Annotated in this window: 24 protein-coding genes and 7 tRNA genes; 19 read left to right on the top strand and 12 right to left on the bottom strand. The window is 70.3% G+C overall.

Translation table 11 applies throughout. The features are described 5' to 3' along the window. Positions 1-50 precede the first annotated feature (50 nt). Complete coding sequence (locus ACZ39I_RS28050; RefSeq protein WP_328783993.1) at positions 51-359, top strand: TFIIB-type zinc ribbon-containing protein; 309 nt, start codon at positions 51-53, stop codon at positions 357-359. Positions 360-407: 48 nt separating this feature from the next. Here ACZ39I_RS28050 and ACZ39I_RS28055 read toward each other — a convergent pair. The 5 genes from ACZ39I_RS28055 to ACZ39I_RS28075 form a co-directional block, all read right to left on the bottom strand. Continuing rightward, positions 408-479 (bottom strand) — tRNA-Val (locus tag ACZ39I_RS28055). Between the two features lie 31 nt (positions 480-510). After that, positions 511-582, bottom strand: a tRNA-Val gene (locus tag ACZ39I_RS28060). 34 nt (positions 583-616) lie between these two features. Further along, a tRNA-Val gene (locus tag ACZ39I_RS28065) sits at positions 617-688 on the bottom strand. A gap of 1 nt (position 689) precedes the next feature. Then, positions 690-763, bottom strand: a tRNA-Cys gene (locus ACZ39I_RS28070). A 39-nt stretch (positions 764-802) separates the two neighbouring features. Beyond that, positions 803-875: transfer RNA gene (locus ACZ39I_RS28075), tRNA-Gly, on the bottom strand. Positions 876-1,053: 178 nt separating this feature from the next. Between ACZ39I_RS28075 and ACZ39I_RS28080 the strand changes: the two genes are divergently transcribed. Genes ACZ39I_RS28080 through ACZ39I_RS28090 form a run of 3 tightly spaced genes read left to right on the top strand, consistent with a single transcriptional unit; the run spans position 1,054 to position 3,796 of the window. Next, a complete protein-coding gene (locus ACZ39I_RS28080; RefSeq protein WP_467247398.1) occupies positions 1,054-2,097 on the top strand; it encodes a chorismate-binding protein in 1,044 nt (347 codons plus the stop codon). Then, positions 2,094-2,915, top strand: coding sequence for an aminotransferase class IV (locus ACZ39I_RS28085; RefSeq protein WP_467247399.1), 822 nt, complete (start codon positions 2,094-2,096; stop codon positions 2,913-2,915). The genes ACZ39I_RS28080 and ACZ39I_RS28085 overlap by 4 nt, the downstream gene beginning before the upstream one ends. Positions 2,916-2,965: 50 nt before the next feature. Further along, a complete protein-coding gene (locus tag ACZ39I_RS28090; RefSeq protein ID WP_467247401.1) occupies positions 2,966-3,796 on the top strand; it encodes a GNAT family N-acetyltransferase in 831 nt (276 codons plus the stop codon). Between the two features lie 7 nt (positions 3,797-3,803). Here the strand turns inward: ACZ39I_RS28090 and ACZ39I_RS28095 are convergent, their stop codons facing one another. After that, positions 3,804-4,325 carry a DsbA family protein gene (locus tag ACZ39I_RS28095; RefSeq protein WP_467247403.1) on the bottom strand — a complete coding sequence of 174 codons (522 nt, stop codon included), beginning with the start codon at positions 4,323-4,325 and terminating at the stop codon, positions 3,804-3,806. Between the two features lie 224 nt (positions 4,326-4,549). On the opposite strand from ACZ39I_RS28095, the gene ACZ39I_RS28100 reads away from it, so the two are divergent. Both ACZ39I_RS28100 and ACZ39I_RS28105 read left to right on the top strand, forming a co-directional pair. Then, positions 4,550-5,002 (top strand): hypothetical protein, encoded by a 453-nt coding sequence (locus tag ACZ39I_RS28100; protein WP_467247600.1) that lies wholly within the window; start codon positions 4,550-4,552, stop codon positions 5,000-5,002. Between the two features lie 156 nt (positions 5,003-5,158). Beyond that, entirely contained in the window at positions 5,159-5,311 is a 153-nt protein-coding gene (locus tag ACZ39I_RS28105) for a hypothetical protein (protein WP_020117509.1), read from the top strand. A gap of 113 nt (positions 5,312-5,424) precedes the next feature. Here ACZ39I_RS28105 and ACZ39I_RS28110 read toward each other — a convergent pair whose 3' ends face one another. Together ACZ39I_RS28110 and ACZ39I_RS28115 are read right to left on the bottom strand one after the other, a co-directional pair. Beyond that, positions 5,425-5,985 (bottom strand): CGNR zinc finger domain-containing protein, encoded by a 561-nt coding sequence (locus ACZ39I_RS28110; RefSeq protein WP_467247404.1) that lies wholly within the window; start codon positions 5,983-5,985, stop codon positions 5,425-5,427. A 211-nt stretch (positions 5,986-6,196) separates the two neighbouring features. Next, positions 6,197-6,610: an SsgA family sporulation/cell division regulator gene (locus ACZ39I_RS28115; RefSeq protein ID WP_004002642.1), complete on the bottom strand. Its 414-nt coding sequence runs from the start codon at positions 6,608-6,610 to the stop codon at positions 6,197-6,199. A 191-nt stretch (positions 6,611-6,801) separates the two neighbouring features. Here ACZ39I_RS28115 and ACZ39I_RS28120 point away from each other — a divergent pair, with 191 nt between their 5' ends. The 7 genes from ACZ39I_RS28120 to ACZ39I_RS28150 all read left to right on the top strand — a co-directional run bounded on the left by ACZ39I_RS28120 (position 6,802) and on the right by ACZ39I_RS28150 (position 14,355). After that, entirely contained in the window at positions 6,802-7,263 is a 462-nt protein-coding gene (locus tag ACZ39I_RS28120; RefSeq protein WP_467247406.1) for a TIGR02611 family protein, read from the top strand. A gap of 76 nt (positions 7,264-7,339) precedes the next feature. Continuing rightward, positions 7,340-7,411: transfer RNA gene (locus ACZ39I_RS28125), tRNA-Val, on the top strand. Between the two features lie 382 nt (positions 7,412-7,793). Beyond that, positions 7,794-9,083 carry an extracellular solute-binding protein gene (locus ACZ39I_RS28130; RefSeq protein ID WP_467247407.1) on the top strand — a complete coding sequence of 430 codons (1,290 nt, stop codon included), beginning with the start codon at positions 7,794-7,796 and terminating at the stop codon, positions 9,081-9,083. 14 nt (positions 9,084-9,097) lie between these two features. Further along, entirely contained in the window at positions 9,098-10,054 is a 957-nt protein-coding gene (locus ACZ39I_RS28135) for a carbohydrate ABC transporter permease (RefSeq protein ID WP_467247408.1), read from the top strand. Beyond that, positions 10,051-10,923, top strand: coding sequence for a carbohydrate ABC transporter permease (locus tag ACZ39I_RS28140; protein ID WP_467247409.1), 873 nt, complete (start codon positions 10,051-10,053; stop codon positions 10,921-10,923). The genes ACZ39I_RS28135 and ACZ39I_RS28140 overlap by 4 nt, the downstream gene beginning before the upstream one ends. 10 nt (positions 10,924-10,933) lie before the next feature. Next, positions 10,934-11,527 carry a hypothetical protein gene (locus ACZ39I_RS28145; RefSeq protein WP_467247410.1) on the top strand — a complete coding sequence of 198 codons (594 nt, stop codon included), beginning with the start codon at positions 10,934-10,936 and terminating at the stop codon, positions 11,525-11,527. 92 nt (positions 11,528-11,619) lie between these two features. Further along, positions 11,620-14,355: an exo-rhamnogalacturonan lyase family protein gene (locus ACZ39I_RS28150; RefSeq protein WP_467247412.1), complete on the top strand. Its 2,736-nt coding sequence runs from the start codon at positions 11,620-11,622 to the stop codon at positions 14,353-14,355. A 68-nt stretch (positions 14,356-14,423) separates the two neighbouring features. On the opposite strand, the gene ACZ39I_RS28155 is transcribed toward ACZ39I_RS28150, so the two are convergent. After that, positions 14,424-16,814, bottom strand: a complete 2,391-nt coding sequence (locus ACZ39I_RS28155) for an SCO7613 C-terminal domain-containing membrane protein (RefSeq protein WP_467247414.1) — start codon at positions 16,812-16,814, stop codon at positions 14,424-14,426. An 84-nt stretch (positions 16,815-16,898) separates the two neighbouring features. Between ACZ39I_RS28155 and ACZ39I_RS28160 the strand changes: the two genes are divergently transcribed. Together ACZ39I_RS28160 and ACZ39I_RS28165 are read left to right on the top strand one after the other, a co-directional pair. Beyond that, positions 16,899-17,345 carry an SRPBCC family protein gene (locus tag ACZ39I_RS28160; protein ID WP_467247416.1) on the top strand — a complete coding sequence of 149 codons (447 nt, stop codon included), beginning with the start codon at positions 16,899-16,901 and terminating at the stop codon, positions 17,343-17,345. Between the two features lie 39 nt (positions 17,346-17,384). Beyond that, positions 17,385-17,456 (top strand) — tRNA-Val (locus ACZ39I_RS28165). A 49-nt stretch (positions 17,457-17,505) separates the two neighbouring features. Here ACZ39I_RS28165 and ACZ39I_RS28170 read toward each other — a convergent pair. Continuing rightward, positions 17,506-18,231 carry a 3'-5' exonuclease gene (locus ACZ39I_RS28170; protein WP_403658706.1) on the bottom strand — a complete coding sequence of 242 codons (726 nt, stop codon included), beginning with the start codon at positions 18,229-18,231 and terminating at the stop codon, positions 17,506-17,508. Positions 18,232-18,423: 192 nt separating this feature from the next. Here ACZ39I_RS28170 and ACZ39I_RS28175 point away from each other — a divergent pair, with 192 nt between their 5' ends. The 3 genes from ACZ39I_RS28175 to thrS all read left to right on the top strand — a co-directional run bounded on the left by ACZ39I_RS28175 (position 18,424) and on the right by thrS (position 22,304). Then, complete coding sequence (locus ACZ39I_RS28175) at positions 18,424-18,990, top strand: DUF4365 domain-containing protein (protein ID WP_467247418.1); 567 nt, start codon at positions 18,424-18,426, stop codon at positions 18,988-18,990. Beyond that, positions 18,987-20,237: a hypothetical protein gene (locus ACZ39I_RS28180; protein WP_467247420.1), complete on the top strand. Its 1,251-nt coding sequence runs from the start codon at positions 18,987-18,989 to the stop codon at positions 20,235-20,237. Before ACZ39I_RS28175 ends, ACZ39I_RS28180 begins: the two co-directional genes overlap by 4 nt. A gap of 90 nt (positions 20,238-20,327) precedes the next feature. Then, positions 20,328-22,304, top strand: coding sequence for a threonine--tRNA ligase (gene thrS, locus ACZ39I_RS28185; protein ID WP_467247422.1), 1,977 nt, complete (start codon positions 20,328-20,330; stop codon positions 22,302-22,304). A gap of 30 nt (positions 22,305-22,334) precedes the next feature. Here the strand turns inward: thrS and ACZ39I_RS28190 are convergent, their stop codons facing one another. Beyond that, a complete protein-coding gene (locus ACZ39I_RS28190; protein WP_467247601.1) occupies positions 22,335-22,994 on the bottom strand; it encodes a potassium channel family protein in 660 nt (219 codons plus the stop codon). A 466-nt stretch (positions 22,995-23,460) separates the two neighbouring features. Between ACZ39I_RS28190 and ACZ39I_RS28195 the strand changes: the two genes are divergently transcribed. After that, positions 23,461-24,024 carry an HIT family protein gene (locus ACZ39I_RS28195; RefSeq protein ID WP_467247424.1) on the top strand — a complete coding sequence of 188 codons (564 nt, stop codon included), beginning with the start codon at positions 23,461-23,463 and terminating at the stop codon, positions 24,022-24,024. 43 nt (positions 24,025-24,067) lie between these two features. Here the strand turns inward: ACZ39I_RS28195 and ACZ39I_RS28200 are convergent, their stop codons facing one another. After that, positions 24,068-25,729, bottom strand: a complete 1,662-nt coding sequence (locus ACZ39I_RS28200; protein ID WP_352390003.1) for a hypothetical protein — start codon at positions 25,727-25,729, stop codon at positions 24,068-24,070. Positions 25,730-25,755: the final 26 nt, after the last annotated feature.

Raw genomic sequence — 25,755 nt, forward strand, 5'->3', positions numbered from 1 at the left:
GTCCTGGCGTAACGCTAAGCAGGACCGACCGGCGAGGAGTTGAGCCGACGATGCAGTGTCCGAAGTGCCACGCCCCGATGCACACGTACAACCGCAACGGTGTCCAGATCGAGCAGTGCAGCGGCTGCCGCGGGATCTTTCTCGACTACGGCGAGCTGGAGGCGCTGACCCGGCTGGAGGGCCAGTGGGGCGGCGGCCCCGCCGTTCCGCCACCGCCGGCCGCTCCGCAGTACCCGGCCCAGCCCGGCGCACCTGCCTGGGGCGCTCCGCAGCACGGCGGCGGTCACTACGGGGGCCACGGCGGCCATGGCGGTCACCACCGCAACCGCGGCTTCGGCCACATGCTGTTCTCCAGCTGACCAGGAGACGAGGAAGCCCCCGGCCGCAGGGCCGGGGGCTTCGGTGTGTGCGCGATACTGGGATTGAACCAGTGACCTCTTCCGTGTCAGGGAAGCGCTCTCCCGCTGAGCTAATCGCGCGGGAACCACGATCGAGATCGTGCGTGCTGCGTGCGCGATACTGGGATTGAACCAGTGACCTCTTCCGTGTCAGGGAAGCGCTCTCCCGCTGAGCTAATCGCGCGGGTCAGACCTTCGATGATCTGCCGAAGATCCAGTGGACGATACTGGGATTGAACCAGTGACCTCTTCCGTGTCAGGGAAGCGCTCTCCCGCTGAGCTAATCGTCCTTGGAGGTGGAGACGGGATTTGAACCCGTGTAGACGGCTTTGCAGGCCGTTGCCTCGCCTCTCGGCCACTCCACCAGGAGTGCAGGGGGTCGGGAAGATCCCCTGGTTCCATCGAGCGGACGACCAGGTTCGAACTGGCGACCTCAACCTTGGCAAGGTTGCGCTCTACCAACTGAGCTACGTCCGCTTGTCGTTTCGTTCCGCTCTCGCGGCCCGGCGACGAGTTGAACTCTAGCGGATTCCGGGGCCATCACAAAAACGCGTTTGCGCAGCGTGCTGCGGTGCGCATGTCGACGTACGTGGTCAGGGCGCCTTCGAGGACATGGCCAGGTCACCCGCAGGACACCCGCCATAGACTCGGCCACGTGCTCGACCTCGCTCCTCTCGCCCGTTTCGGCGACCGCGTCGCCACCGGTCTCCTCGATGTCACCAGCGATCCCGCGGCCCTGGACTCCAGCGGCTTCTGGGCCGTCGCCGCGGACTTCGAGGGCGGTCTGACGTGCGCCCGCTTCGCCGACGTACGCCGGGAGCCGGTGCCCGCGCCGCGGCCCGGGGCGTGGCGCGGGCCCGCGGCCGGTGACTGGACGTCATCGCTGGATCGCGCCGCGTACACCGAGGGCGTACGGCGGATTCGCGCGCACATCGCCACGGGTGAGGTCTACCAGGCCAACCTCTGCCGTGTCCTGACCGCGCCCGTCGCGCCCGACGCCGACGTGGACGCGCTGACCGCTCTGCTGGCCCGCGGCAACCCGGCGCCGTACGCAGGAACGATTCGGCTGCCCGGACACGGGGTGGAGATCGCCACCGCGTCCCCCGAGCTGTTCCTGCGCAGGACGGGGCGGGTCGTGGCGTCGGGGCCGATCAAGGGGACCGGGCGGACCGAGGACGACCTGCTGGCCAAGGACTACGCCGAGAACGTGATGATCGTCGACCTGGTGCGGAACGACCTGGGGCGGGTGTGCGCCACGGGCAGCGTCACCGTTCCCGACCTGTGTGCCGTGGAGAAGCATCCGGGGCTGGTCCATCTCGTGTCGACCGTGCGGGGCGAGCTGTCCGCGGGGGCCGGCTGGGCCGAGCTGTTCGGCGCCGCCTTCCCGCCCGGCTCGGTCACCGGTGCGCCCAAGTCCAGTGCCCTGCGGATCATCGACGCCCTGGAGACCGCGCCCCGCGGGCCGTACTGCGGAGGCGTCGGCTGGGTCGACGCGGACCGGGGTACCGGGGAGCTGGCTGTCGGCATCCGCACCTTCTGGATCGACCGCGCCGAAGGAGTGCTGCGCTTCGGCACCGGCGCCGGGATCACCTGGGGCTCCGACCCCGAGGGGGAGTGGCGGGAGACCGAACTGAAGGCGTCCCGGCTGCTCGCGGTAGCGTCGGGGACGTACGAGGCGAGTGGAGGGACCCTTACGTGAAGATCTGGCTCGACGGCGGGCTCCAGGACAGCGAGACCGCCCGCGTCTCCGTCTTCGACCACGGGCTGACCGTGGGCGACGGCATCTTCGAGACCGTCAAGGCGGTGGACGGCCGTCCCTTCGCCCTCACCCGCCATCTCGACCGGCTGACGCTGTCGGCACGGGGCCTCGGGCTGCCCGACCCCGATCACGACGAGGTCCGCCGCGCCTGCGCCGCCGTACTCGAGGCGAATCCGATGCCGCTCGGGCGGCTGCGCATCACCTACACCGGCGGCCACGGCCCCCTCGGATCCGACCGGGGCGAACACGGGCCGACGCTGGTGGTCGCCCTCGGCGAGTCCGCCCCGCGACCCGACTCCACGGCCGTGATCACGGTGCCGTGGACCCGTAACGAGCGCGGGGCCCTCACCGGGCTCAAGACCACCTCGTACGCCGAGAACGTCGTCGCACTCGCACGCGCGCGTGCGGGCGGCGCTTCCGAGGCGCTGTTCGCGAACACGGTCGGACAGCTGTGCGAGGGCACCGGGTCGAACGTCTTCGTCGTGCTCGACGGCGAGATCCACACCCCGCCGCTCGCCTCCGGCTGCCTGGCAGGCATCACGCGCGCGTTGACCGTCGAATGGACCGGGGTCAAGGAGACCGACCTGCCGCTGGACGTCCTGGAGCGGGCCGACGAGATCTTCCTCACCTCGACCCTGCGGGACGTCCAGGCGGTCCACCGCGTCGACGCGCGCGAACTGCCGGGCGCGCCCGGCCCGGTGACCGCCAAGGCGCTGCGGATCTTCGAGGAGCGGGCCGGGGACGACCTCGATCCGTAAAGGCCCGGGATATTGGGCTGCTCCGGCGCGCGGCAGCGGGTAGAACTCCGGTGATGACCACCACCCTGCGGCCGACCGAGCCGCTGCAGCGCGGCTCCGACGGGGCGCTGTCCCGCCACTACACGGTGTGCGTGAACAGCCGTCCCGTCGGGGCGATACACCTGGCGACCCACCCGGCTTTCGGAGCGGCCGTCGCCCAGATCCGGGACCTGCGGATCGACGAGCCGGACCGCAGGCGCGGCCGGGGCACGGTCGCCGCGCTCGCCGCCGAGGAGGTGGCGCGGGGCTGGGGCTGCGGGCAGCTGGAGATCAGGGTCCCCGCCGACGCCGAGCCGGCGCTGCGGCTCGCCACCATGCTCGGCTACGTCCACCGCAACCGCGGCATGGAGAAGGCGCTCGGTGCCGACGCGCCCGAACTGCCCGCAGGCAGCCGGGGCAGGCCCATGACGGAGGCCGAGTTCGGGCCGTGGGCGGAGCGCGGTATCGAGGAGTACGCCCGGGACTGGGCCGACCGCGGGGTGCCCGAGACCGAGGCGAGGGCGAGGTCGGAGCGGGACAACGAATGGTTGACGGAGCGCGGCCTCGCGACCGGGGACGCGCTGTTCAGCGTCCTGGAACACGACGGGGTCCGGGTCGGGGTCCTGTGGGTGGAGTTCACCGGCGCCACCAAGGCCTTCGTCTACGACGTCGAGACCGAGGAGCCCTTCCGCGGCCGCGGGCACGGCCGGTCCCTGATGCTGCTGGCCGAGGCCCAGACGATCGCCTCCGGCAGACGGGTCCTGGGCCTCAACGTCTTCGCGGGCAACACACCGGCCGAGCGGCTGTACGAGTCGCTGGGGTACGTGACGGTGGGTTACTCGATGTACAAGAGCCTGCTCTGAGGCGGGCTCACTCCTGCCCGGCGAGCAGCCGGTCCGCGATCTGCTCGATCCGCTCGCGCAGCCCCTCCTGGCTCTTGCCGCCGTCGAGACGCTCGCCGTCGATGACGTACGTCGGTGTCCCGCTCACGCCGATCGCCTTGCCCTCGGCCTGGTCGGCGTCCACGATCAGGATGTGCCGGCCGTCGATCAGCGCGGTGTCGAACTCCTCGGCGTCGAGGTCCAGTTCACGGGCGACCTCGACGAGGAAGGGTTCTCCCTCACGGTCCAGCTCCTCGACGCGGCCGAGCACCGCCTCGACGAACTCCCAGCCCTTGCCCTGCTCCAGCGCCTCCTCGGCGGCCTGCGCGGCGGCGAAGGAGTGCTTGTGCTTCTCCAGCGGGAAGTGCCGCAGCCGCAGCTCCAGGCGGTCGCCGTAACGGGCACGCAGGGTCCGGACATCGTCCAGCGCGTCACGGCAGTCCGGGCACTGCAGCTCGCACCAGACATCGAGAACGGGCGCGGCGGGACGGACGGGGGAGGGGTCGCTCATGGGTCCAGTCTCCCAGCCCGTGCCCGCCCGGCCCAATCGCCCCCGGCCGTCCGTGACGCCATCCGTCGGCCCGACCGGTACGGCCCCGACCGGCACCTGCGGAGGAGGTGACCCGGAGATGTCCCTGATGTCCTGCCGGGGCATGGCCCGGTGGGGCCCGGGAGGTGCAGGATGGACAGGGACGAAGCGGCACCTTGCCGATCGAGCCCCGCCTGGAGGACCGGATGATTGCCGAGACCGTCTGTTCCGCCGTCGCCGCGGCCGGCCTGGGCATCGCGGCGGTCACCGCGTACCGGAAGCGTTTCCTCGCGGCGACCCGTATCGCCGCCTACTCCCTCGTCCCGCTCGGTCTGGTGATGACCGGCGTCGTCGACTGGCTCGCCGACACCGCCTTCAGCCCGACCGCCTGGGCGGGCTTCGGTGTGCTCGGCCTGTCGTGGGTGCTGTTCTCGACCACGCGCACGGTGGAGCGCCGCCGTGGCGGCACTCGCAAGGAGCGAAGAGCGGCGGCCCGTGGCGCTCGGCAGGAGGCGGTGGCCCCCACGGCCTCCGCGCCCTCCCTCGGCCCGGCCGCACGCACCCCGGCGACCCGCCCGGTGGGCAAGACCGGGGCCACCGGGTCCGCCGCGGACGACTTCAGCGACATCGAGGCCATCCTCAAGAAGCACGGCATATGACGGTCGCGCCGTGACCTGAAACGTTCGCAGTGGGATCAGCGTCGGTCCGTAAGCGATCACGACTCGAAGCGGACATCACGGAATCCGGCGAACTCCCGCACATTTCGGGCGTGTTGATCGCGGCGGGGGCGAGGACTGCGCCATCATCGCCGCGAGATGCTGGACACGAAACAGAGCGATACCGCGCCGCCGCAGGACGAGCCGCGTGGATGCCTCTTCGCCCTTTCCCAGCCACCGCTGATGATCTTCCTTGCGGTGATCGGGTCTCTTCTGCTCATGGCTGCGCTGCACGACCTGCTGCTGCTCTGAGCCGTACCCGTGGGTCCCCGGCGTCACCCGCCGGGGCCCACGTCGACACCCCGCCCGGACTCCGGTCCCGCCCGGACTCCGGTCCCGCCCGGTCTCCGGTCCCCGTCCGGACCTCAGCCCGCGGCCTCCTTGCGCCGCGCCCGGTAGGCGGCCACATGCAGGCGGTTTCCGCAGGTCCGGCTGTCGCAGTAGCGCCGCGAGCGGTTGCGGGACAGATCGACGAAGGCCCGTCGGCAGTCGGGGGCCTCGCAGCGCCGCAGCCGCTCCTGCTCCCCGCCCACCACGAAGAACGCCAGCGCCATCCCGCAGTCGGCCGCCAGGTGGTCGGCGACGGAGGCGCCCGGCGCGAAGTAGTGCACATGCCACTCGTAGCCGTCGTGGTCCGTGAGCTGGGGAGTGGTGCCCGCGGCGGCGACCAGTTCGTTGATCAGGGCGGCGGCGGCCCGGGCGTCCGGGGCGGCGAAGACCGAGGCGAACCGTCCGCGGATCTTGCGCACGGCCGACAGATCGAACTCCGAGAGCACCCCGACCCCACTGATCTCGTGGTTTCGTACGAAATCCTCGAGCGCCCCCACATCCGGCAGCGCGTCGGGCGACGCGTCGTCCTCCGGTGCGGTGTTCACCAGATCGACCACGGTGTCGAGGGCGCACCGGGTGTCGTGGGTGATCAGCACGATTCGCTCCCTGGCCTGGGGGTCGGGCGAACGCCCGCCGATGCTGGCCGATGGTAGTGGCTCGCCGGGCCCCGGTGGCGGGCAGCACGACAGGCGCCGTGGCTGCGGAGCGCTCCGCAGCCACGGCGCCTGTCGTTCCCTATGCGGTTGTACCGGCCCGAGCCGTCTCCCCGAGTGGACGGCGCCGGGCGGCTCTGTGGGACCTCGCCCCCTAGCTTTCCGCCAGGATGTGCGAGAGCTCCTGATCCAGATCGAAGTGCCGGTGCTCCGTGCCCGGGGGCACGGCGGCGTCCGTCCGCTTCAGGAACGATTCCAGGGCCCGCGCCGGGGCCTCGAGCAGTGCCTCGCCTTCAGGGGAGCTCAGGGCGATGCAGACGACGCCCTGACCGTGACTGCGCGACGGCCAGACTCGGACGTCGCCGGTTCCGGTGGGCCGGTGGAGGCCCTCCGCGAGGAGGTCGCGGGCGAACACCCACTCGACGGTCTCCTCGGCTCCGGTGTGGAAGGTGGCGTGCACGGCGTAGGGGTCGGCCGTGTCGTACCGCAGGCCTGCGGGGACAGGCAGGGAGGACTCGCTCGACACAACGAGGCGCAGGTGCAGCTCGCAGCTGACCGTGGTGTTCATAAGCGCCAGGGCCTTTCGCTCAGTGTGCGCTCGGGGATTCGCACGTCGGCGAAATCGACATGCCACCTACGGTGCCGTTGTAAACCCCTCTGAGTGTTTTGCGTGCGTTTACGTAACTCTTCCGGCCGATGACCTCTTGGGGAGGTACGACCATTCCAGTGACCGGTTTCTCTCCGGTAGGGTTCGGCTGTATGAATACGGGGAGTGACGAGCCGCGCGAGGTCGCCGTGGCACGTGATGAGCAGAGCGGCGAGAAGTCGGACAAGGCGCACGACGAGCAGGGGCTCGGCTCCAAGGCGCCGGAATTCATCAAGTCTCGGCGGCTGCTGCACCTGAGCTGGCAGGTCCTGGTCTTCGTCATCGGCCTGGCGGTCGTGGTGGCCGGCATCATCATGCTGCCGCTGCCAGGGCCCGGCTGGGTCGTGATCTTCGGCGGTATGGCGATCTGGGCGACCGAGTTCGTCTGGGCCCAGCTCGTGCTCCGCTGGACCAAACGCAAGGTGACCGAAGCAGCCCAGCGCGCCCTCGATCCCAAGGCGCGCCGCCGCAACATCATCCTGACCTCGGTCGGCCTGGTGATCATCGCCGCCGTCCTCGGCGTCTACCTCTGGAAGTTCGGCTTCGAGATGCCCTGGAACATCAAGGACCAGTGAGCCGCGAGGGGGTGCCCGGCCTGTCACCGCTGGTCACAGGCACCCCCTGACATGGGGTAATGTTCTTCCTGCGTCCGGGCGATTAGCTCAGTGGGAGAGCGCTTCGTTCACACCGAAGAGGTCACTGGTTCGAACCCAGTATCGCCCACCCGGACCGACGGCCCGTCTGCGAGATCGCGGACGGGCCGTCGGCGTGTGCGCGCACCGATCCGAAGGCCGGGGGCTCCGACTCCGCTTCGCGTGACGGTCCACTGAGGCCCGTGCCGGGGCCCGTCCTTTTTCGGCCGCCCGTCGACGTCGCAGGACAGCCTGCGCGGTGTTCGATCGGTCGACCCCCCGTCTCTCACCTGGGGCATCGTCAGTTCCCCCGTACCTCCCGGTGGTTGGAGGCGCTCCGGTCTCTCACCGCACTCACAATAAATTCCTGTCCGAATCATTGACGCGCCTCCGGGGCCTCCGTAGCTTGTGCCAGCAAGCGCTTACTTGAAACGATTCATGCGTGCGGCGACGCTGCGGGGAGGGGACCGACTGTGGGAACCAGCAGGAATGTTGAGAGGCGAACGATCCTGAAGGCGGCGGGGGCGACAGCGGCGACGCTGGGGCTGGCCGCGACGACGGGATGCGGTGGTGACAGTGGCAGCTCCGGAGACGGAACGGTCACACTCCGTTACGCGTGGTGGGGTGGCGAGCCGCGCACCATCGCCATCAAGAAGACGATCGCGCTCTTCGAGAAGAAGTACCCGAAGATCAAGATCAAGCCTGAATTCACCGACTATCAGGCGTTCTGGGAGAAGTTCCAGACCCAGGCCTCCGGTGGGAATCCGCCGGACGTATTCCAGAATGCGATCGGCTTCCTGCGGAAGTACGACAAGCGCGGTGTTCTGCTCGATCTCAAGTCGCAGGCGGACTCCGGGAATCTGAGCCTGGACAACTTCCGCAACGGCGTTCTGGCGAACGGTCAGGTCGACGGCAAGCAGATCGGCATACCCGTCGGCGCCAACACCATGGCGCTCGTCATCGACCTCAAGGCCTTCAAGAAAGCGGGCGTGGAGCCGAAGTTCGGCTGGACCTGGGACGAGTACTTCGCCGCGCTCCAGACGGTCCAGGACAAATTGAAGATCGCCGGTGACACCGGTTACCACGGCATCATGTACCTGTACGACCTGTATCTGCGCCAGAACGGCAAGGCGTTCTTCACCGACTCCGATCTCGGTTTCACCGAGGACGATCTGACGCAGTGGTGGACGGACGCGTACAAGCGCGTGAAGTCCGGGCTTGTCGCCGACCCCAAGAAGATCGAGCAGGTCCAGCCCAAGTCGGGTCTGTCGGCCGGGCTCGCCGCCTCCGAGTTCACCTGGGACAACTTCTCCATCCGCTACGAGGGCGAGGGCGAGTCGGACTACGGACTCGCGCCGATTCCCACGACGGACGGCAAGCACACCGGCCAGTACCTCGGCTCGCTGATGCTCAGCGCCTTCTCCGGGACCAAGCACCCCAAGGAAGCCGCCCAGTTCATCTCCTTCATGGTCCACGACCCCGAGGTCGGCAAGATCATGGGCTACGACCGCGGCATCCTCTCCACGACCGAGCAGTACGACGCGTTCACGCCCACCGACGCCCAGAACAAGGGCGTCAAGGCGTACGAGGAAGAGGTCGCCAAGGCCGGCGTGCTCGGGGAGATCACCCCGCACCCGTCCGGCGCCGACGTCATCGAGGCGGCGTTCCTGCGGATCGGCGGCGAGGTCTCCCAGGGCAAGACCAAGCCGGCCGACGCCGCCAAGGCGCTGTTCAGCGAGGCCAAGGCCGCGTTCGCGGGCTGAGGGGACGTACCACCATGACGCTCGTCAAGGAAGCGCCCGTGCGCCCGGCGAAGAAGCGGCCCGCCGCTCCTGCCGCCGGGCGACGCGGGCGGCGCCGCGAGAACATCGCCGGCTATCTCTTCATGTCGCCGTGGATCGCGGGATTCCTGGTGCTCACCGCGGGACCGATGATCGCGTCGCTGTACTACGCGTTCACCCGCTACAACCTCTTCACCCCGCCCGAATGGGTGGGCTTCGACAACTTCACGACGATGTTCCAGGACCCGCGCTGGCAGAAGTCGGTCGAGGTCACGCTGAAGTACGTCGTCGTGGCCACACCGCTGAAGCTGCTGCTCGCGCTCGGTGTCGCGCTGCTGCTCGCCCAGAAGCGGCGCGGGCAGGGGGTGTACCGGGCCGCGTTCTACATGCCCTCACTCATCGGCGCCAGCGTCTCCGTCGGCTTCGTGTGGCGGGCGCTGTTCTCGGACGACGCGATCGTGGACCGCACGCAGAAGGTCTTCGGGCTGAACGTGGGTGGCTGGATCGGCAACCCGGACTATGTCCTCTACGCACTGGTGGCGCTGAGCATCTGGCAGTTCGGCGCGCCGATGGTCATCTTCCTCGCCGGTCTCAAGCAGGTTCCGCAGGAGCTGTACGAGGCCGCCGAGATGGACGGGGCCGGTCCACTGCGGCGGTTCTGGAACATCACGCTGCCGATGATCTCCCCGGTGCTGTTCTTCAACGTGCTGCTGGAGTCCATCCACGCGTTCCAGGTGTTCGGGTCCGCGTACGTGGTCTCCAACACCCAGTGCGGGCCGGCCGACGCCACCCTCGTCTACACCTGTTACCTCTACCAGAAGGGCTTCAAGGAGGCCCAGATGGGCTTCGCCTCCGCGATGGCCTGGTCGCTGGTGGTCGCGGTGGCGCTGGTCACGGCGGTCCTGTTCTGGTCGCAGAAGAAGTGGGTGCACTACGAGGAGGCCGCCAAGTGACCACTGTCAGCACCCCCGCGGCGCGCACCGCCAACGAGCGGCGGCGCACCGGTTCCCTCGCCTGGCACGTGGGCGCCCTCGCCGTCCTCGCGGTCGTCCTGTACCCGGTGATCTGGGTCCTCGGGGCCTCGTTCAAGCCGAGCAAGGACATCATCGCCAGCATCGACCTGCTGCCCGCCAAGCCGGTCTGGGCGAACTTCTCCGGGCTCGCCGACGGCATCTCCGGCATCTCCATCGGTACGTTCTTCACGAACTCGCTGATGTACGCGGGACTCGCCGTCGCCGGTGTCGTGCTCTCCAGCTCGCTGACCGCGTACGCCTTCGCCAAGATCCGGTTCGCCGGGCGGAACCTGCTGTTCACGCTGATGATCGGCACCCTGCTGCTGCCGTACCACGTGCTGCTCATCCCGCAGTACGTGATGTTCCGCAAGCTGGAGCTCACCGACACCCTGGTGCCGCTCGTGGCCGGCAAGTTCCTGGCGACGGAGGCGTTCTTCGTCTTCCTGATGGTGCAGTTCATGCGCGGGCTGCCGCGCGAGCTGGACGAGGCCGCCAAGCTCGACGGCTGCGGGCACTTCAGGACCTACTGGTCCATCGTGCTGCCACTGTGCCGCCCGGCCCTCATCACCAGCGCGATCTTCACCTTCATCAACGCGTGGAACGACTTCATGGGCCCGTTGATCTACCTCAACACCCCGGACAAGTACACCGTCTCGCTCGGCCTGATGATGTTCCGCGACCAGGAGGGCATCTCCAACTACGGGAGCATGATCGCGATGTCGCTGGTGGCGCTGGTGCCGGTCATCGCCTTCTTCATGGCCTTCCAGCGCTACCTCATCGACGGCATGGCGACGTCCGGACTGAAGTGAGGCGGTCAGCATGGCGCAAGCACGTGTGAAGGCCCGCAGGGCATCCGTGTTCGGCGGCGAGCGCTTCGCGCTCTTCGCCGAGTCCCTGCTCACCGGTGTGTGGATCGCGGTGGCCTGTCTCGGTCTCGTCACCTACCCCGCCGCCTTCGCCGCCGGCGCCCGGCATCTGCGGCGGCGCACGGGTCACGAGGGCGGCGGCTGGCGGGAGTTCGTCACGGACTTCCGTGCGGCGGTGCGCCGCGGGTGGCTCGTCGGGGTCGCCGGGTGGGTCGCGGCAGCCGCGGTCTGGGTGGACGTCCAGGCCGCGCGGGCCGGGATCCCCGGCGGCCCGCTGGTCGGGGCCGTCGGACTGTTCGCGCTGATCGGCCTCGCGGTGGCCGGGCTGCGTGCGGCGGCGGTCTGGACACCGGGCGTCTCCTGGCGGGCGCTGCTCGCGGACGCCGTACGCCGGACCCTGCGCGACCCCGCCGGGTCCTTCCTGATCGTCGCCGGCCTCGCCGTCGTGGCCCTGTCCGCGGGGTTCCTCGCGCCGCTGGCGGTCCCGGTCCTCGGGGCCGTCGCGGCGGCGGCCGTCGCCGTGGAGGAGCGCTACCGGCGCCGCTGACGGGCGGCGCCCTCGTCACCAGGTCGGCACCCTCGGCGTCGCACCTCTCTCTGTCATGCCCCTGACCAACCTGTCCATGGAAAGGAACGGTCATGTCCCCCATCCCCCGCAGGTCCATCCTCAAAGCAGCCGCCGTCGCCGGTGCCGCCGCGCAGTTCAGCTGGGCGCTAGGGAACAAGGACGCGCAGGCCGCGCCCAGAGCCGCCGAGGCCGACGACTCTCCCGTGACCCTGGACTGGCTGGAGGACGGCGGTCTCGGTGCCGCACCCGGCTCCACCGTCGGTGTCCCCTGGCCCAGGGGCGTCTACCGGGAGGGCCAGAAGTTCGCGGTCCAGGACGCCGACGGCAAGGCCGTGCCGGTGCAGTCCTGGCCGATCGCCTACTGGCCCGACGGCTCGCTCAAGTGGACCGCTCACGCGGTCAGTTCGGGCAACGGCAAGCTGTCGCTGAGCGCCGGTGACGCCGCCGTACCCGACAAGAAGGTCACCGTCGACAAGAGCGGCGGCACGATCACCATCTCCACCGGTGTCATCACCGCGAAGATCGGGAAGTCGGGCGCCACCCTCATCAAGTCCGTCACCCGCGGGTCGACCGAGATCGCCAAGAACGGGCGGCTCGTGCTGATCCGCCAGCCCGAGATCGAGGACGAGGACCAGGGCTCGGTCAGGACCGAGCGCTTCGAAGGGGCCATCTCCGAGGTCACCGTCGAGCAGTCGGGGCCGGTCCGCGCGGTCGTCAAGATCGACGGCAAGCACCGCAAGGGCAGCCGGAGCTGGCTGCCGTTCTCCATCCGCCTCTACTTCTACGCGGGCGCCGACTCCTTCCGCATGGTGCACACCATCACCTACGACGGCACCCAGGAGCCCGGCAAGGCGAGCGGCGACTTCATCCGCGGCCTCGGCGTCCGCTTCACCGTGCCGATGCGCGACCAGTCCTACGACCGCCACATCCGCATCGGCGGCGAGGGCACCGGTCTGCTGCGCGAGGCCGTCAAGGGCATCACCGGGCTGCGCCGCGACCCCGGCATCGCCGTGCAGGAGGCGCAGTACGCGGGCAAGAAGCTGCCCCACCCCGCCACCTGGGACCAGCGGGTCACCACCCGGCTCCAGTACATCCCCGAGTGGGGCGACTACACCCTCTCCCAGCTCTCCGCCGACGGCTTCACCGTGCGCAAGCGCACCAAGAAGGGGCACGGCTGGATCGGCGCCGGCGGCGGCAGGCGGGCCTCCGGGTTCGGCTACGTCGGTGGCGCGAGCGGCGGATTCTCCTTCGGCCTCAGGGACTTCTGGGAGCGGCACCCCTCGCAGCTCGACATCCGCGACGCCCAGACCGACGAGGCCGAGGTCACCCTCTGGCTCTGGTCGCCCGAGGCCCAGCCCATGGACCTGCGCTTCTACCACGACGGCATGGGCCAGGACACCTTCGCCGAGCAGCTCGAGGGCCTCAACATCACCTACGAGGACTACGAGCCGGAGTTCGGCACCCCCTACGGCATCGCCCGCACCTCGGAACTGCTTTTCTGGGCCAACGAGTCGACGCCGTCCCCGGAGACCCTGGCCCAACAGGTCGAGGCCGTACGGGTGTTGCCGCAGCTCGCCGCCCCGCCCAAGCAGCTCATCAAGGCGAAGGTCTTCGGGCCGGGCCTCTACTCCGAGCCCGACCGGTCCACGCCCGCCAAGGCGAAGATCGAGGACCACCTCGACTTCCTCTTCACCTACTACAAGGGCCAGGTGGAGCAGCGCCGTTGGTACGGCTTCTGGGACTACGGCGACATCATGCACACCTATGACACCGTCAGGCATCAGTGGCGGTACGACATCGGCGGCTACGCCTGGGACAACTCCGAGCTCTCGCCGGACCTGTGGCTGTGGTTCGCGTACATCAGGTCGGGTCGCGCGGACATCTTCCGGTTCGCCGAGGCGATGACCCGGCACACCGGCGAGGTCGACGTCTACCACCTGGGGCAGTGGGCCGGACTCGGCACCCGGCACGGGGTGCAGCACTACGCCGACAGTGCCAAGCAGCAGCGCATCGCCAACACGACGTACCGGCGCTACTACTACTTCCTCACCGCGGACGAGCGGGTCGGCGACCTCATGCACGCCAACGTCGACTCCGACGAGACGTTCCTCGTGCTCGACCCGCTGCGCAAGGTCCGCACCGACCCCTACACGCCCGACCGGCACGCCCTGTCGGTCGGCTTCGGCACCGACTGGAGCGGGCTGGTCTCGGCCTGGCTGACCGAGTGGGAGCGCAAGGGGCCGAAGTGGGAGAAGGCCAAGGCGCGCGTGCTGTCCACGATGGAGGGCATCGCCGCCCAGCCCAACGGGTTCGTGCAGGGCAGCGGGCTGTACGACCTCGACACCGGCAAGTTCGCGGTGGCCTCCACCCCGGTCGTCGGGGTCTCGCATCTGTCCGCCGTGTTCGGTCTCAACGAGCTGTGCGCCGAGCTCATCGACCTCGTCGACATGCCGAAGTTCAACGAGGCGTACTTCGACTACTGCCGCTACTTCAACGCGACCAAGGCCGAGCAGGCGGCGCGGTACGGATCCAACTTCGGATCACTGCTGCTGTTCCAGGGACACTCGCGGCTGGACGCGTACGCGGCCGTGAAGACCGGGGACGCGAAGCTGGCCGCTCGCGCGTGGGACAAGTTCTACAACTCCGACGGGTACAAGGAGTCGGCGCCCTGGAAGACGGAGGCGTTGAGCGGGCCGGTGTCCTTGGTCGCGGGCAGTGAGGCGGCCTGGGTGGCGACCAACGACACCGCGCTGTACGGCTTGGCCGCCATCGAGAACCTGGCGCTTCTCGGGGACAAGATGCCGTAACGGTTCGTGGGGAACTGCGGGCCCGTTGTGGCTGGTCGCGCAGTTCCCCGCGCCCCTGAAGGGGCGCTTCAGTGCATCTTGGTCAGGATGCTCCGCACTCGTCGGGCATCCCTCAGGCGTTGTTCGTACGTCGCTCCCAGGGCCAGGAGAAGGAGGCCGACCAGGGCCGGGGGCACCCAGCGGGGGAGTGCGTCGGTCACCTGGACGAGGTACGGGGCCAGTTCGTGCAGGGCGTCCAGGAGCAGTACCGCGCCGCCCAGCAGGAGCGGGGCCTGGAGGTGGTGACGGGCGCCCGCCAGGGTGACCACCAGGGCCGCCAGGCCGAGCAGTAGGGGGCGCGTCCAGTGGGGGTCGCCCCAGGCCGCGAAGAGGCTCGGCACGAGAGTGGCGGCCAGGCCGGGGGCGTACGCCGTCCAGGACGAGGTCCGCGGGTCGCGGCGGTGGCGCAGGGCGCCGACCAGCAGAGCGGGAATCGTGACCGGGAGCGTGTAGGCCTCCGGGGTGTCCACGGCCCAGGCCGCCAGGCGGACCCAGGTGGCCGCGAGGAACAGGGCCGCGGCCGCGTAGCCGACTGCGCGACGGTCCGTACGGATCGCCGTGCCCGCGGTGATCACTCCGCACAGGGCCAGGACCGTGGCGAGCAGGGGCAGGTCGGTGGCTGCCAGCGCGACGGCGAGCAGCCCGGTCGCCGCTCCGGCCGCCTCCACCGGCACGGTGGCCCTCGGGTCGCCGAGTCGCCACGCGAGCAGAGCCGCGGCCGCGGGGACCACCAGGACCAGCAGAGCGGTGTGTGGCGGCGACCAGTCGGCGGCGGCACCGGTCGCGACGGCGAGTGCGGCACCGTAGGCGAGGGCGGCCGGGGCGGTGAAGGGGGCGAGACGCCAGGAGGCTGCCGTGAAGAGGGCGATCAGTCCGCAGAGCACGACCAGGGTCGCGGTCTGGGAGGCGAGGGCCAGGAAGGCCAGGCTCGCGGAAGAGACCAGCGCGAGGACGAGGGCCGTGACGTGCTGCCGCAGGAACATCGCCGCCGTCAGGGCCCCGGCGGTCGCGGCGCCCTGGATCAACAGGCCTGCGTCGTAGGGGAGTTCGAGCACGGCGGGGAGGATGAGTGCCGTGGCCCAGGCCACGCCCAGTGCGCCTGCCGTGGCCCTGGGGCGCCAAGCCGTGTTCCGTACCGCCAGGGCGAGCACGGCCGCGACCGCTGCCAGGACCACCGGCACCGCCTCCGAGTGGGGCGGCCAGGCCACGTCCACGGTCACCGCCGTGCGGGCGTCCGACGGGGCACCGGTCCACGCCCGCGAGGCCCAGGCGAGCGGGCCCAGCACCACGACACCGACGACGGGCAGGGCCCACAGCAGGGCCAGCGCCTGTACGGCCCCGGAGGCCCAGGCCAGACCCCGTCGTACCGCCTCCGGCAGCCGGCCCAGCCGGACGGCCGCCAACAGGGCGATGCCGAAGGCCAGATGGGCCGGGGCGGTCCACAGCTCGGGCAGCAGGGACCGTGCCGTGCCGCCGAGCGCGACCACCACGAGGAGTCCGGAAATCAGGGCGAGCCCGAGCGCCTGCCCCTTCGCCCCCGCTGCCGTACGACCGCCCTGCCACGCGGCGGCCAGCGCGATCGCGCTCGCGAGGAGAAGGAGCGCCGCCGCACGGGCGGCGGCGCTCGGGCCGGAGGCTGCCCAGGACAGCCAGCCGGCGGCCAGTACGCCCAGGCCGCCCAACCCGTACGCGCCGATCGCGGCGACCACACGCAGGGACCTGGACGCCGTCCGGAGCGCCACGAGGGTGTCGAACCCGGCCGTCACCAGGATCGCGGCCGTGAGCCCGTACGGGCCCGCGTCGGCCGCGATCGCCCAGAAGAACAGCGGGAGTTGGGCCGCGACCAGGGCGGCCGGGAGGGGCAGGCGCAGCGCGGACACGGGCGGCAGGAGGCCGTACGCCGACCAGAGTCCCGCCAGAAGGGCCGAGACGACCGCCGTGTACGGCGCCCCCGGGGTCTCCGGGAACACGGCCCCGTGCAGCGCGACCGCGTCCAGGACCGTCAGTGCCAGCCCCAGGCCCGCCACCGACTCGGCCGTCGAGCGCAGCCCGCGCTTCAGCAGCGGGAGCGGCGCGGAGAGCGCGGCCACCGTGACCGCGCCGAGCACCAGAGCCCGGCCGGCGATCCCCAGGTGACCCCAGCTGACCAGCGTGAACACCATCGCCGCCACGGTGAGCAGGACACCGCCGAGCACCAGGAGCACGTTCTGCACGCTCGGCGGGCTCGCCTCGGGGCGAGGAGATGCGGCGGGCGTCGGTCCGGTCGGCTGCGGCGGTTGCCACTTCGGCTGCCAGTTCTGCTGGAGCGCGGCGACCAGCCAAGCGCGTCGGGCCAGCAACTGGGCTCGGCGGGCGTCCAGTTGCCACAGCTCGGCGTCGAGGAGCCGCAGCTCCTCGGCCGGGGGCGGGATGTGCGTCATGCCCTGAAGTGTGGGCTGGGTCACGCGGCGCGACATGAGTACGGGTACTCAAAACGTACTCGGATCCGATGCCAGACTCTCCCCATGGACTGGACCCGATACCGCTTCCGCAGCCTGTGGTCCCTGCCCGCGAAGCCCGCCGTCGTCTACGACGCACTGGAACGCGCCGAGGACTATCCCCGCTGGTGGCCCCAGGTGCGCGAGGTGCGAAGGCTCGACGACACCACCGGCGTGATCACGATCCGCGCCGTGCTGCCGTACGACCTCGAGTTCATCGCGCGCGAGGTGCGACGCGACCCGGCGGCCGGGGTGCTGGAGATCGCGATGAGCGGGGACCTCGACGGCTGGGCGCGCTGGACGATCACCGCGGACGGCGACGGCAGCCTCGCCCGCTACGACCAGTTCACCGAGGTGCGCAAGCCGCTGCTCCGGCGCTTCGCCGTGCCCGGACGGCCGGTCTTCCTGGCCAACCACCGGGTGATGATGCGCGCCGGGCGGCGGGGGCTGGCCGCCTACCTGGAAGGGGTTTGAAGGAAACCCGCGGGGACCTGTATTGTTCAGTGCGTTCCCGGGCGATTAGCTCAGTGGGAGAGCGCTTCGTTCACACCGAAGAGGTCACTGGTTCGAACCCAGTATCGCCCACCGGGAAAAGCCGGTCCGTCTCAGACGGGTCGGCTTTCTTCATGCCCGGTCACGCCGCCGCCGGCAGATCGGGGCGCAGCGGCCAGGCAGGATCCACCGACTCCTCCGAACCGCTGCGCGCGAACCAGGCCTGCAGGCCCCGCGCCTGGGCCGCGTGCCACACCGCCTGCAGATTGTGCAGCTCCGGCGGTTCCAGCCGCTCCAGCCGGGCGGCGAAACGGCGCCCGACCGCCCGTACGACATCCAGCGCGGCCTGTGCGTCGGCCGCGGCATCATGCGCGCCGTCCAGAGCGACACCGTAGTGCTCGCACAGGTCGGTGAGGGTGCGGCGGCCCTTGCGGTAGCGGTCCAGGTGCTTGTCGAGGACCCGCGGATCCAGCACCAGCAGCGGCGAGGAATCCAGCCAGCGGTCCAGCGACGAGGCGCGGTGGCGGCGCAACTCCCGGTCCAGGATCGTCAGATCGAACGGCGCGTTCATCACCACCAGCGGACGGCCGGCGGCCGCCTGCTCCGCCAGCGTCTCGGCTATCTCGAACATCACCGGCGCCGGCCAGCGGCCGTTGAGCTGGAGGTGTTCCTCCGTCAGCCCGTGCACCTCCGTCGCCCCGGCGGGCACCGGCACACCCGGGTTGACCAGCCACCGGCTCACCCGCGGCCGGGTGCCCGCGGCGTCCTGGACGACGACGGCGGCCGACACGATCCGGTCGGTCTCGACGTCCACGCCGGTGGTCTCGGTGTCGAAAGCGGCCAGGGGCCCTTCGTACCAGCACGTCATACCTTCTCAACCCCTCGTTCACCCACGGCAGCTGACGCACCGTCTTCTGCCCCGTTTGGTGATACCCGGGCTGTTTGCGACGTACGCCGGAAGGACACAACAGGAGTGAGGGTCTTTGCAGTTCAGCGGCCCGGTGTGGGATTCATGTGGCCCTTGTGAGGGCATGTCACTTGGCTTGGAAGGCTGTTGGTCATGGCGATAGCGCAGCCCGAGCGGGGCGGGCTGCTGCCCGAACGCATGGGCCCCCTTCGCGGGACACTCGCCACCACCGCCTGCATGGAGACACTGCAGGTGGGCTATCTGCACGCCGTCGCGGCGGCGGCCGGCTGCTCGTTGTCGCAACCCTTTCCGGACAACGGCATCGACTGGCACGTCAGCCACGGCTCGCCCGGACACACCGTCGACGACGAGGTCACCATCAAGGTGCAGCTCAAATGCACCTACCAGGTCGCGCCCAACCCTCCCGGCCGCTTCTTCTCCTTCACGCTCGACAACGACCACCTGCGCAAACTCGCCCGCACCCCGGTGTCGGTCCACAAGATCCTGGTGGTGATGCTCGTGCCGCGAACCCAGGACGACTGGCTGCGTGCCGGCCACGACCGACTGGACCTCAGGCACTGCTGCTACTGGGTCAACCTCGCCGGCCACCCCATCACCGGCCGGAACCGGACCACCGTGCGGATCCCCACCAACCGCATCTTCGACGACCGGGCGCTGTGCGAGATCATGACGCGCGTCGGGACGGGAGGCAGACCATGACCCACCGCCCGCTCCAGGAGCCACTGCGTGCGGTACCCCCCCACCCGGAGGCCCACTGGGACCGTTCACCGACGCCCGACGAGGTCGACCCGGCCGTCCTGAGCGCCCTGCTGCACCGCCACGGCTGGCAGCGGCGCGGCGGCGCCCCCGGGCGCTACGGCCGCTGGACGCCACCAGGACCGGGCGGCGGCGGAACCAGCCTGCTCGTGCCCGAGAGCCGCGCCTTCCCCGACAGTGAGGACCTCCTCGGCGAGGCCCTCGTCGCCCTGTCCCGCAGCGGCACGCCCTCCGCGCGCGAGGTGCTCGTCGGCCTCGCCGTGCCCAGCGACGAGGTCCGCTGGTGGCGGGACGTCCCGACCGGCCCCGCCGACACCACGCCCTGGACCGTCGAGGAGCAACTGCGCGCCGCCGCCCGCCAGACCCTGCTCGCCGGCGCCCTCGCCACACGCGCGCGTGCCGGCTACTACGGCGCCCGTTATCGACGTACGGCAGCCGCGTCCCTGGAAAACGTCCTCGTCGGCTCCGCAGCCGGTGGGCGCCGACTCACCGCCTTCGTGCCCGTCGGCACCGGCCGCCCCCTCGCCGTCCGCCTCCACCAGGCGCTCCACGCCACCCGCGAGGCCATCGACTACCGGCGGGCCACCGGGGGCATGGACGCCTTCGACGGCGCCGTGGAGGCAGGGGTCAGCCGTGAGCTCACCGAGGCGCTGATCGCCCTCGTACGCGGCACGGAGGGCGCGCGCATCGCCGTCGAGTGGGCGCCCGCGGCCGGGGTCCCCGACGGATGCGCGGCCTCCGCCGAGGCCGTGGAGTTCTCGCCGGGCGACCTGTCCGTACTGCGCGAGGCCGGGGCCCGCTTCCTGAGCGAGGAGCCCTCCGTCGCGGTGCGGATCACCGGCACGGTCGTGCGGATGCGCAGGTCCGGGCCGCGCGGCGACGGATCGGTACGGCTGCGGGTGATCGCCGGCGCCGAGATACCGCACGTCCGGCTGACCCTGGACGAGGAGGCGTACCGGATCGCCGGGCACGCCCACCTCGTCGGACTTCCGGTCCGGGTGCACGGCAGGCTGGAGAGCCGCGGCGGCTTCCGCCGGCTCACCGGGGCCACGGGCGTGGTGCCCGTGCAGGTGGACGAGGCCGAGCGGGATCGGCTGATGAAGTCCCTCCAGGAGAATCTCGACTTCTTCGAGGAGGCCTGCGAAGGGTCGGGCGAGGAGCCCTTCGAGGAGTCCCGCGCAGGGGACTGATTTCGCGCTGGTGGGTGCCGGGTCGGTACGATCCCCTATTGCGCGCGCTCCCGGTATGGCGCCGCACCCACCTTCAGTCAGGAGAGACCGGTGTCAGACGTCCGTGTGATCATCCATCGCGATTCCGAGCGGGAAGAGCGCGTGGTGACGACGGGCACTACGGCCGCCGAGCTCTTCGCCGGCGAGCGCTCGATTGTCGCCGCGCGCGTGGGGGGCGAGCTCAGGGACCTCGCGTACGTCCTGTCCGAGGGCGAGGAGGTCGAGGGCGTCGAGATCTCCTCCGAGGACGGTCTCAACATCCTGCGCCACTCCACCGCGCACGTGATGGCGCAGGCCGTGCAGGAGCTCTTCCCCGAGGCCAAGCTGGGCATCGGCCCGCCGGTCAAGGACGGCTTCTACTACGACTTCGACGTCGAGAAGCCGTTCACGCCCGAGGATCTCAAGGCCATCGAGAAGAAGATGCAGGAGATCCAGAAGCGCGGTCAGCGTTTCAGCCGTCGTGTGGTGACCGACGAGGCGGCCCGTGAGGAGCTGTCGAACGAGCCGTACAAGCTGGAGCTGATCGGTCTCAAGGGCTCCGCGTCCTCCGACGACGGCGCGGACGTCGAGGTCGGCTCCGGCGAGCTGACGATCTACGACAACCTCGACGCCAAGACCGGCGACCTGTGCTGGAAGGACCTGTGCCGCGGTCCCCACCTGCCGTCGACCCGTGCGATCCCCGCGTTCAAGCTGATGCGCAACGCGGCCGCCTACTGGCGCGGCAGCGAGAAGAACCCGATGCTCCAGCGCATCTACGGCACCGCGTGGCCGACCAAGGACGAGCTGAAGGCGCACCTCGACTTCCTCGCCGAGGCCGAGAAGCGCGACCACCGCAAGCTGGGCAGCGAGCTCGACCTGTTCTCCATCCCGGAGCAGATCGGCTCCGGCCTCGCCGTCTTCCACCCCAAGGGCGGCATCATCCGCCGGGTGATGGAGGACTACTCACGCCGCCGTCACGAGGAGGAGGGCTACGAGTTCGTCTACACCCCGCACGCGACGAAGGGGAAGCTCTTCGAGCAGTCGGGCCACCTGGACTGGTACGCCGACGGCATGTACCCGCCCATGCAGCTCGACGAGGGCGTGGACTACTACCTCAAGCCCATGAACTGCCCGATGCACAACCTGATCTTCGACGCGCGCGGCCGCTCCTACCGCGAACTGCCGCTGCGCCTCTTCGAGTTCGGGACCGTGTACCGGTACGAGAAGTCGGGCGTCGTGCACGGCCTCACGCGTGCGCGTGGCTTCACGCAGGACGACGCGCACATCTACTGCACCCGTGAGCAGATGTCGGAGGAGCTCGACAAGACGCTCACCTTCGTCCTCGGCCTGCTGCGCGACTACGGCCTGACCGACTTCTACCTGGAGCTGTCCACCAAGGACCCGGAGAAGTTCGTCGGCTCGGACGAGGCCTGGGACGAGGCCACGGAGACGCTGCGGCAGGTGGCGGAGAAGCAGGGCCTCCCGCTCGTGCCCGACCCGGGCGGCGCCGCCTTCTACGGACCGAAGATCTCCGTCCAGACCAAGGACGCGATCGGCCGGACCTGGCAGATGTCGACGATCCAGCTGGACTTCAACCTGCCGGAGCGCTTCGAGCTGGAGTACACCTCGCCGGACGGCTCCAAGCAGCGCCCGGTCATGATCCACCGGGCCCTGTTCGGCTCCATCGAGCGGTTCTTCGCGGTGCTCCTGGAGCACTACGCGGGCGCCTTCCCGGCCTGGCTGGCCCCGGTCCAGGCGGTCGGCATCCCGATCGGCGACGCGCACGTCGAGTACCTGGAGAAGTTCGCCGCGGCCGCCAAGGAGAAGGGGCTGCGCATCGAGGTGGACTCCTCCTCGGACCGGATGCAGAAGAAGATCCGCAACGCCCAGAAGCAGAAGGTGCCCTTCATGGTCATCGCGGGCGACGAGGACATGTCGGGCGGCTCGGTCTCCTTCCGCTACCGCGACGGCTCGCAGGAGAACGGCATCCCGTTCGACGAGGCCATCGCGAAGATCGTGAAGGTCGTGGAGGAGCGGGCGCAGGTCTGACGCCTGTTGTGCGAGAGGCCCCCGGGAAGCTCAGCTTCCCGGGGGCCTCCCGTCGTCCTCCCGCGCGAACACCTCGAGCAGCCAGGAGGCGAAGGTGCCCGTCACCGCGCCGAGCAGGGCCAGCCCGATGGCCATCACCCCGACCGCGATCAGCCGCCCGAGCGGGGTGACCGGTACGACATCGCCGTAGCCGACGGTGGCGAGGGTGGCGCACGTCCACCAGACGGCGTCGCCGAAGGTGCGGATGGTCGCACCGGGCGCGTGGTGCTCCTGCTGGTAGACGGCGAGGGCACCGGTGAAGCCCAGCAGAAGGGCCGCCAGACCGGCGTACACGATCACGCGCGCGTGCAGGGCGAGCCGGGGCCGTCCGTGCCGGCGCTGCACGGCCTCGTACATCTTGACCACCCGGAGCGGCCGCAACAGCGGCAGGAGCAGTACCACGGTGTCCAGCACGTGCGTCCGTACGAAGCCCAGCCGCTGCCCGCTGAGGCGCCAGCGCACCGCGTAGTCGACGGCGAACAGCGCCCAGGCGGCCAGCGTCACCGCGAGGCAGAGGTCGAGCGCGGCATCGGGGAGACCGTGGGCCAGGACCTGGAGCGCGTACGCGGCGAGGAAGGCCAGGGAGGCGACGGCGAGGGGGATCTCGCTGCGCTGCTCCCAGCGGGCCGCCCGGTGGGAGGCGGTGTCGATTTGCCCGGTGCCGGCGTCTCCGGGGTGGGTGGCGCGGTGGGGCCGGGGGGCGCCGGTGCCGTGGCCCTGGTGGTGGGCGGTGTCGCGGGGCGGGCGGTCCGGTGGGCCGTGGGTGTGCTGGGATCGGGTGCCGTGGGCCTCGGGTTCGTCGGTGCCGTGGCTCTCGTGACCTGGTGTGCCGTGGCCCTGGTGGTCGCCGGTGCTGTGGGTCTTGCGCGCGTCGGTGTCGTGGCCTTCGTTCTCGCCGGTGCCGTGGGCCAAGTTTGCGTCGGAACCGTGGGCCCTGCTTGCGTCGGAACCGTGCGCCTCGCGCGCGTCGGAGCCGTCGGCCCTGCGCGCGTCGTTGCCGTCGGTCTCGTGCCCGTTGCCGTCGGGGCGCGTGCCGCTGTCGTCGTCCACCTGCTCAGCTTGGCCCGGGCTGCTTTTCGCACAACCCCGCCGACACGGCGCGAACGGGCGAAGCAATATGCTGCTTTGCATGACGAGTGAGCCGGAGCAGCAGTTGGGAGTGGGGACGCAGGACGCGTTCCAGCGTCTGTGGACCCCCCACCGGATGGCCTACATCCAGGGCGAGAACAAGCCGACCGGCCCGGGTGCCGACGACGGCTGCCCCTTCTGCTCGATTCCGGCCAAGTCCGACGAGGACGGTCTGATCGTCCGGCGCGGACGGCTGGTGTACGCGGTGCTCAACCTCTACCCCTACACCGGCGGCCACCTGATGGTCGTGCCCTACCGTCATGTGGCCGACTACACCGACCTCACCGAACCGGAGACCGCCGAGCTGGCCGCGCTGACCAAGCAGGCGATGACGGCCCTGCGTACGGCCTCCGGGGCGCACGGCTTCAACATCGGCATGAACCAGGGGACCGTCGCCGGCGCCGGCATCGCCGCCCACCTCCACCAGCACATCGTCCCGCGCTGGGGCGGCGACACGAACTTCATGCCGGTCGTCGGCCACACGAAGGTGCTGCCGCAGCTGCTGGGCGACACCCGCAAGATGCTGGCGGAGGCCTGGCCCGCCGAGCAGTGACACGGGGGCCGCCGGTCCGCGGCCCCCTCACCCGTACGCGCCTCTACGCGTCGTAGAGATCCGCCTTCTGCGGCGCGACGTCCTGCACCTGCGTGCTCAGGAAGCCCGCCCGCGTGCCGAACTCCTTGGTGTCCACGCCGTTGTCCCGCAGCACCCGGATCGCCGCCGCGTGCACGACCCGCAGGACCGGGGTCGCGGCGCGCAACGCGTCGTCGGCCATGAAGCGGTGCCGCCACGGCTTGTCCGCCCAGGCGTGCCGCAGACCGAACGGCTCGGGCAGGGCCAGCGAGCCGCCCAGCCAGTTGAGCAGCGGTGGAAACCGGGTCAGCGGCGCCCGGGCGGTGAGACGGACCACCTCGTCCGCGTCGACCAGCGGCAGCTTGATCTTCTTGGTCTCCCAGAACTTGACCTGCTTGGCGACTTCCTTCTCCTTGGCCGCCGGCTTCGTGGTGAACAGTCCGTGCACCGGCCCCAGGGCGTGCCCGGTGACCTCGATGCGCAGCGTCTCGTGCAGCACGGTCACCGTGATCAGCATGGTCAGGACCAGCTGCCCCTCCCACAGGGTCCACTGGACGCCCAGGTAGTGCCGGTCGCCGCCGCCGAACTGCTGCTTGTTGCAGATGTCCTGTATCGCGTGGGTCTTGACCTGGTAGGCGTCCACGTCCGTGCCCCCCGGCCGGGACACCTCCTTCGCGCCCTCCGCGATCGGCGTGACGATCCAGTGGCGCACGGACGGCTTCGGGAAGCCGCCGGTGTTGATCGTGTTGCGTTCCAGCATGCGCAACTGGTCGTGGATGGAGCGGATGACGTCCCAGCTGCGGAAGGGGTGGATCTCCCGGGTCGGGTCGGCGGACACCAGGTCCTCGGCCAACTGCCAGCTGCCCCACCGGGTGCCCATGCCGAGTATCCCCTTGGGACCGGCGTAGAAGACCGAGTTGGACTGCTGTTCGGCGCTGAGCGTGGCCAGGGACTGGCGCAACTGCTCGGCCGCGGTCTCGCCGGGGTTGCTCGGCACCGCCTCGGGCACCTTCGCGCCGACGCTGCTGCCCGCCAGCAGACTGGCCCAGCGCTCCCGCAGATCCCTCGCGGTGCGCTCGCAGATCTGCTTGGCCCAGAACCAGCCGACCACGGGCAGGGCCACGCACGCGCGTGCGTACAAGCCCCAGAAGCCGGAGAACGGCATCTTGATCAGGAAGAGCACCGCGAGCGCGCCCATCGCGACGAGCAGCGCCGTGGCGAACGCGCCGGCCTGCTTGTCCTCACGCCTGGCGATGTTGGTGCGCAGTATGAAGACCATCAGCCAGACGAGGAGCCCCGGCAGGAAGAGCACACCGCACAGCACCATCACGGCGGTCAGCCAGTTGTCGCGGTCCCGCCGGATGTTGTTCGCCGCGAGACAGTGCTCGACCACGACCTGCGGCTCGGCGCCGAAGGACTGGATGAGGGGCTTGCGGCCCACGCCGAGCATGCGGGTGATCACGGCCGTGGAGAACGCCTCACCCAGGTTGGGGCGGAAGATCTTCGCCCACCTGCGGCCGCCCTTGACGGCCGACTGGTGCCATTCGTTGTTGGCCTTGAGGATCTCCTCCACCGGATTGTCCCGATAGGCCGCCGAGGCCAGAGCGAACGTCGCCGTCTGCGCCTCGTCGCCCGTGCGCGGCACCTGCGGACCGAAGATGTCCGCGTAACCGCCGTCAACGGTCATTCCCGCCCCCGATCGCCGCCGGACTC

This window comes from Streptomyces sp. NPDC024687 (assembly GCF_055559055.1).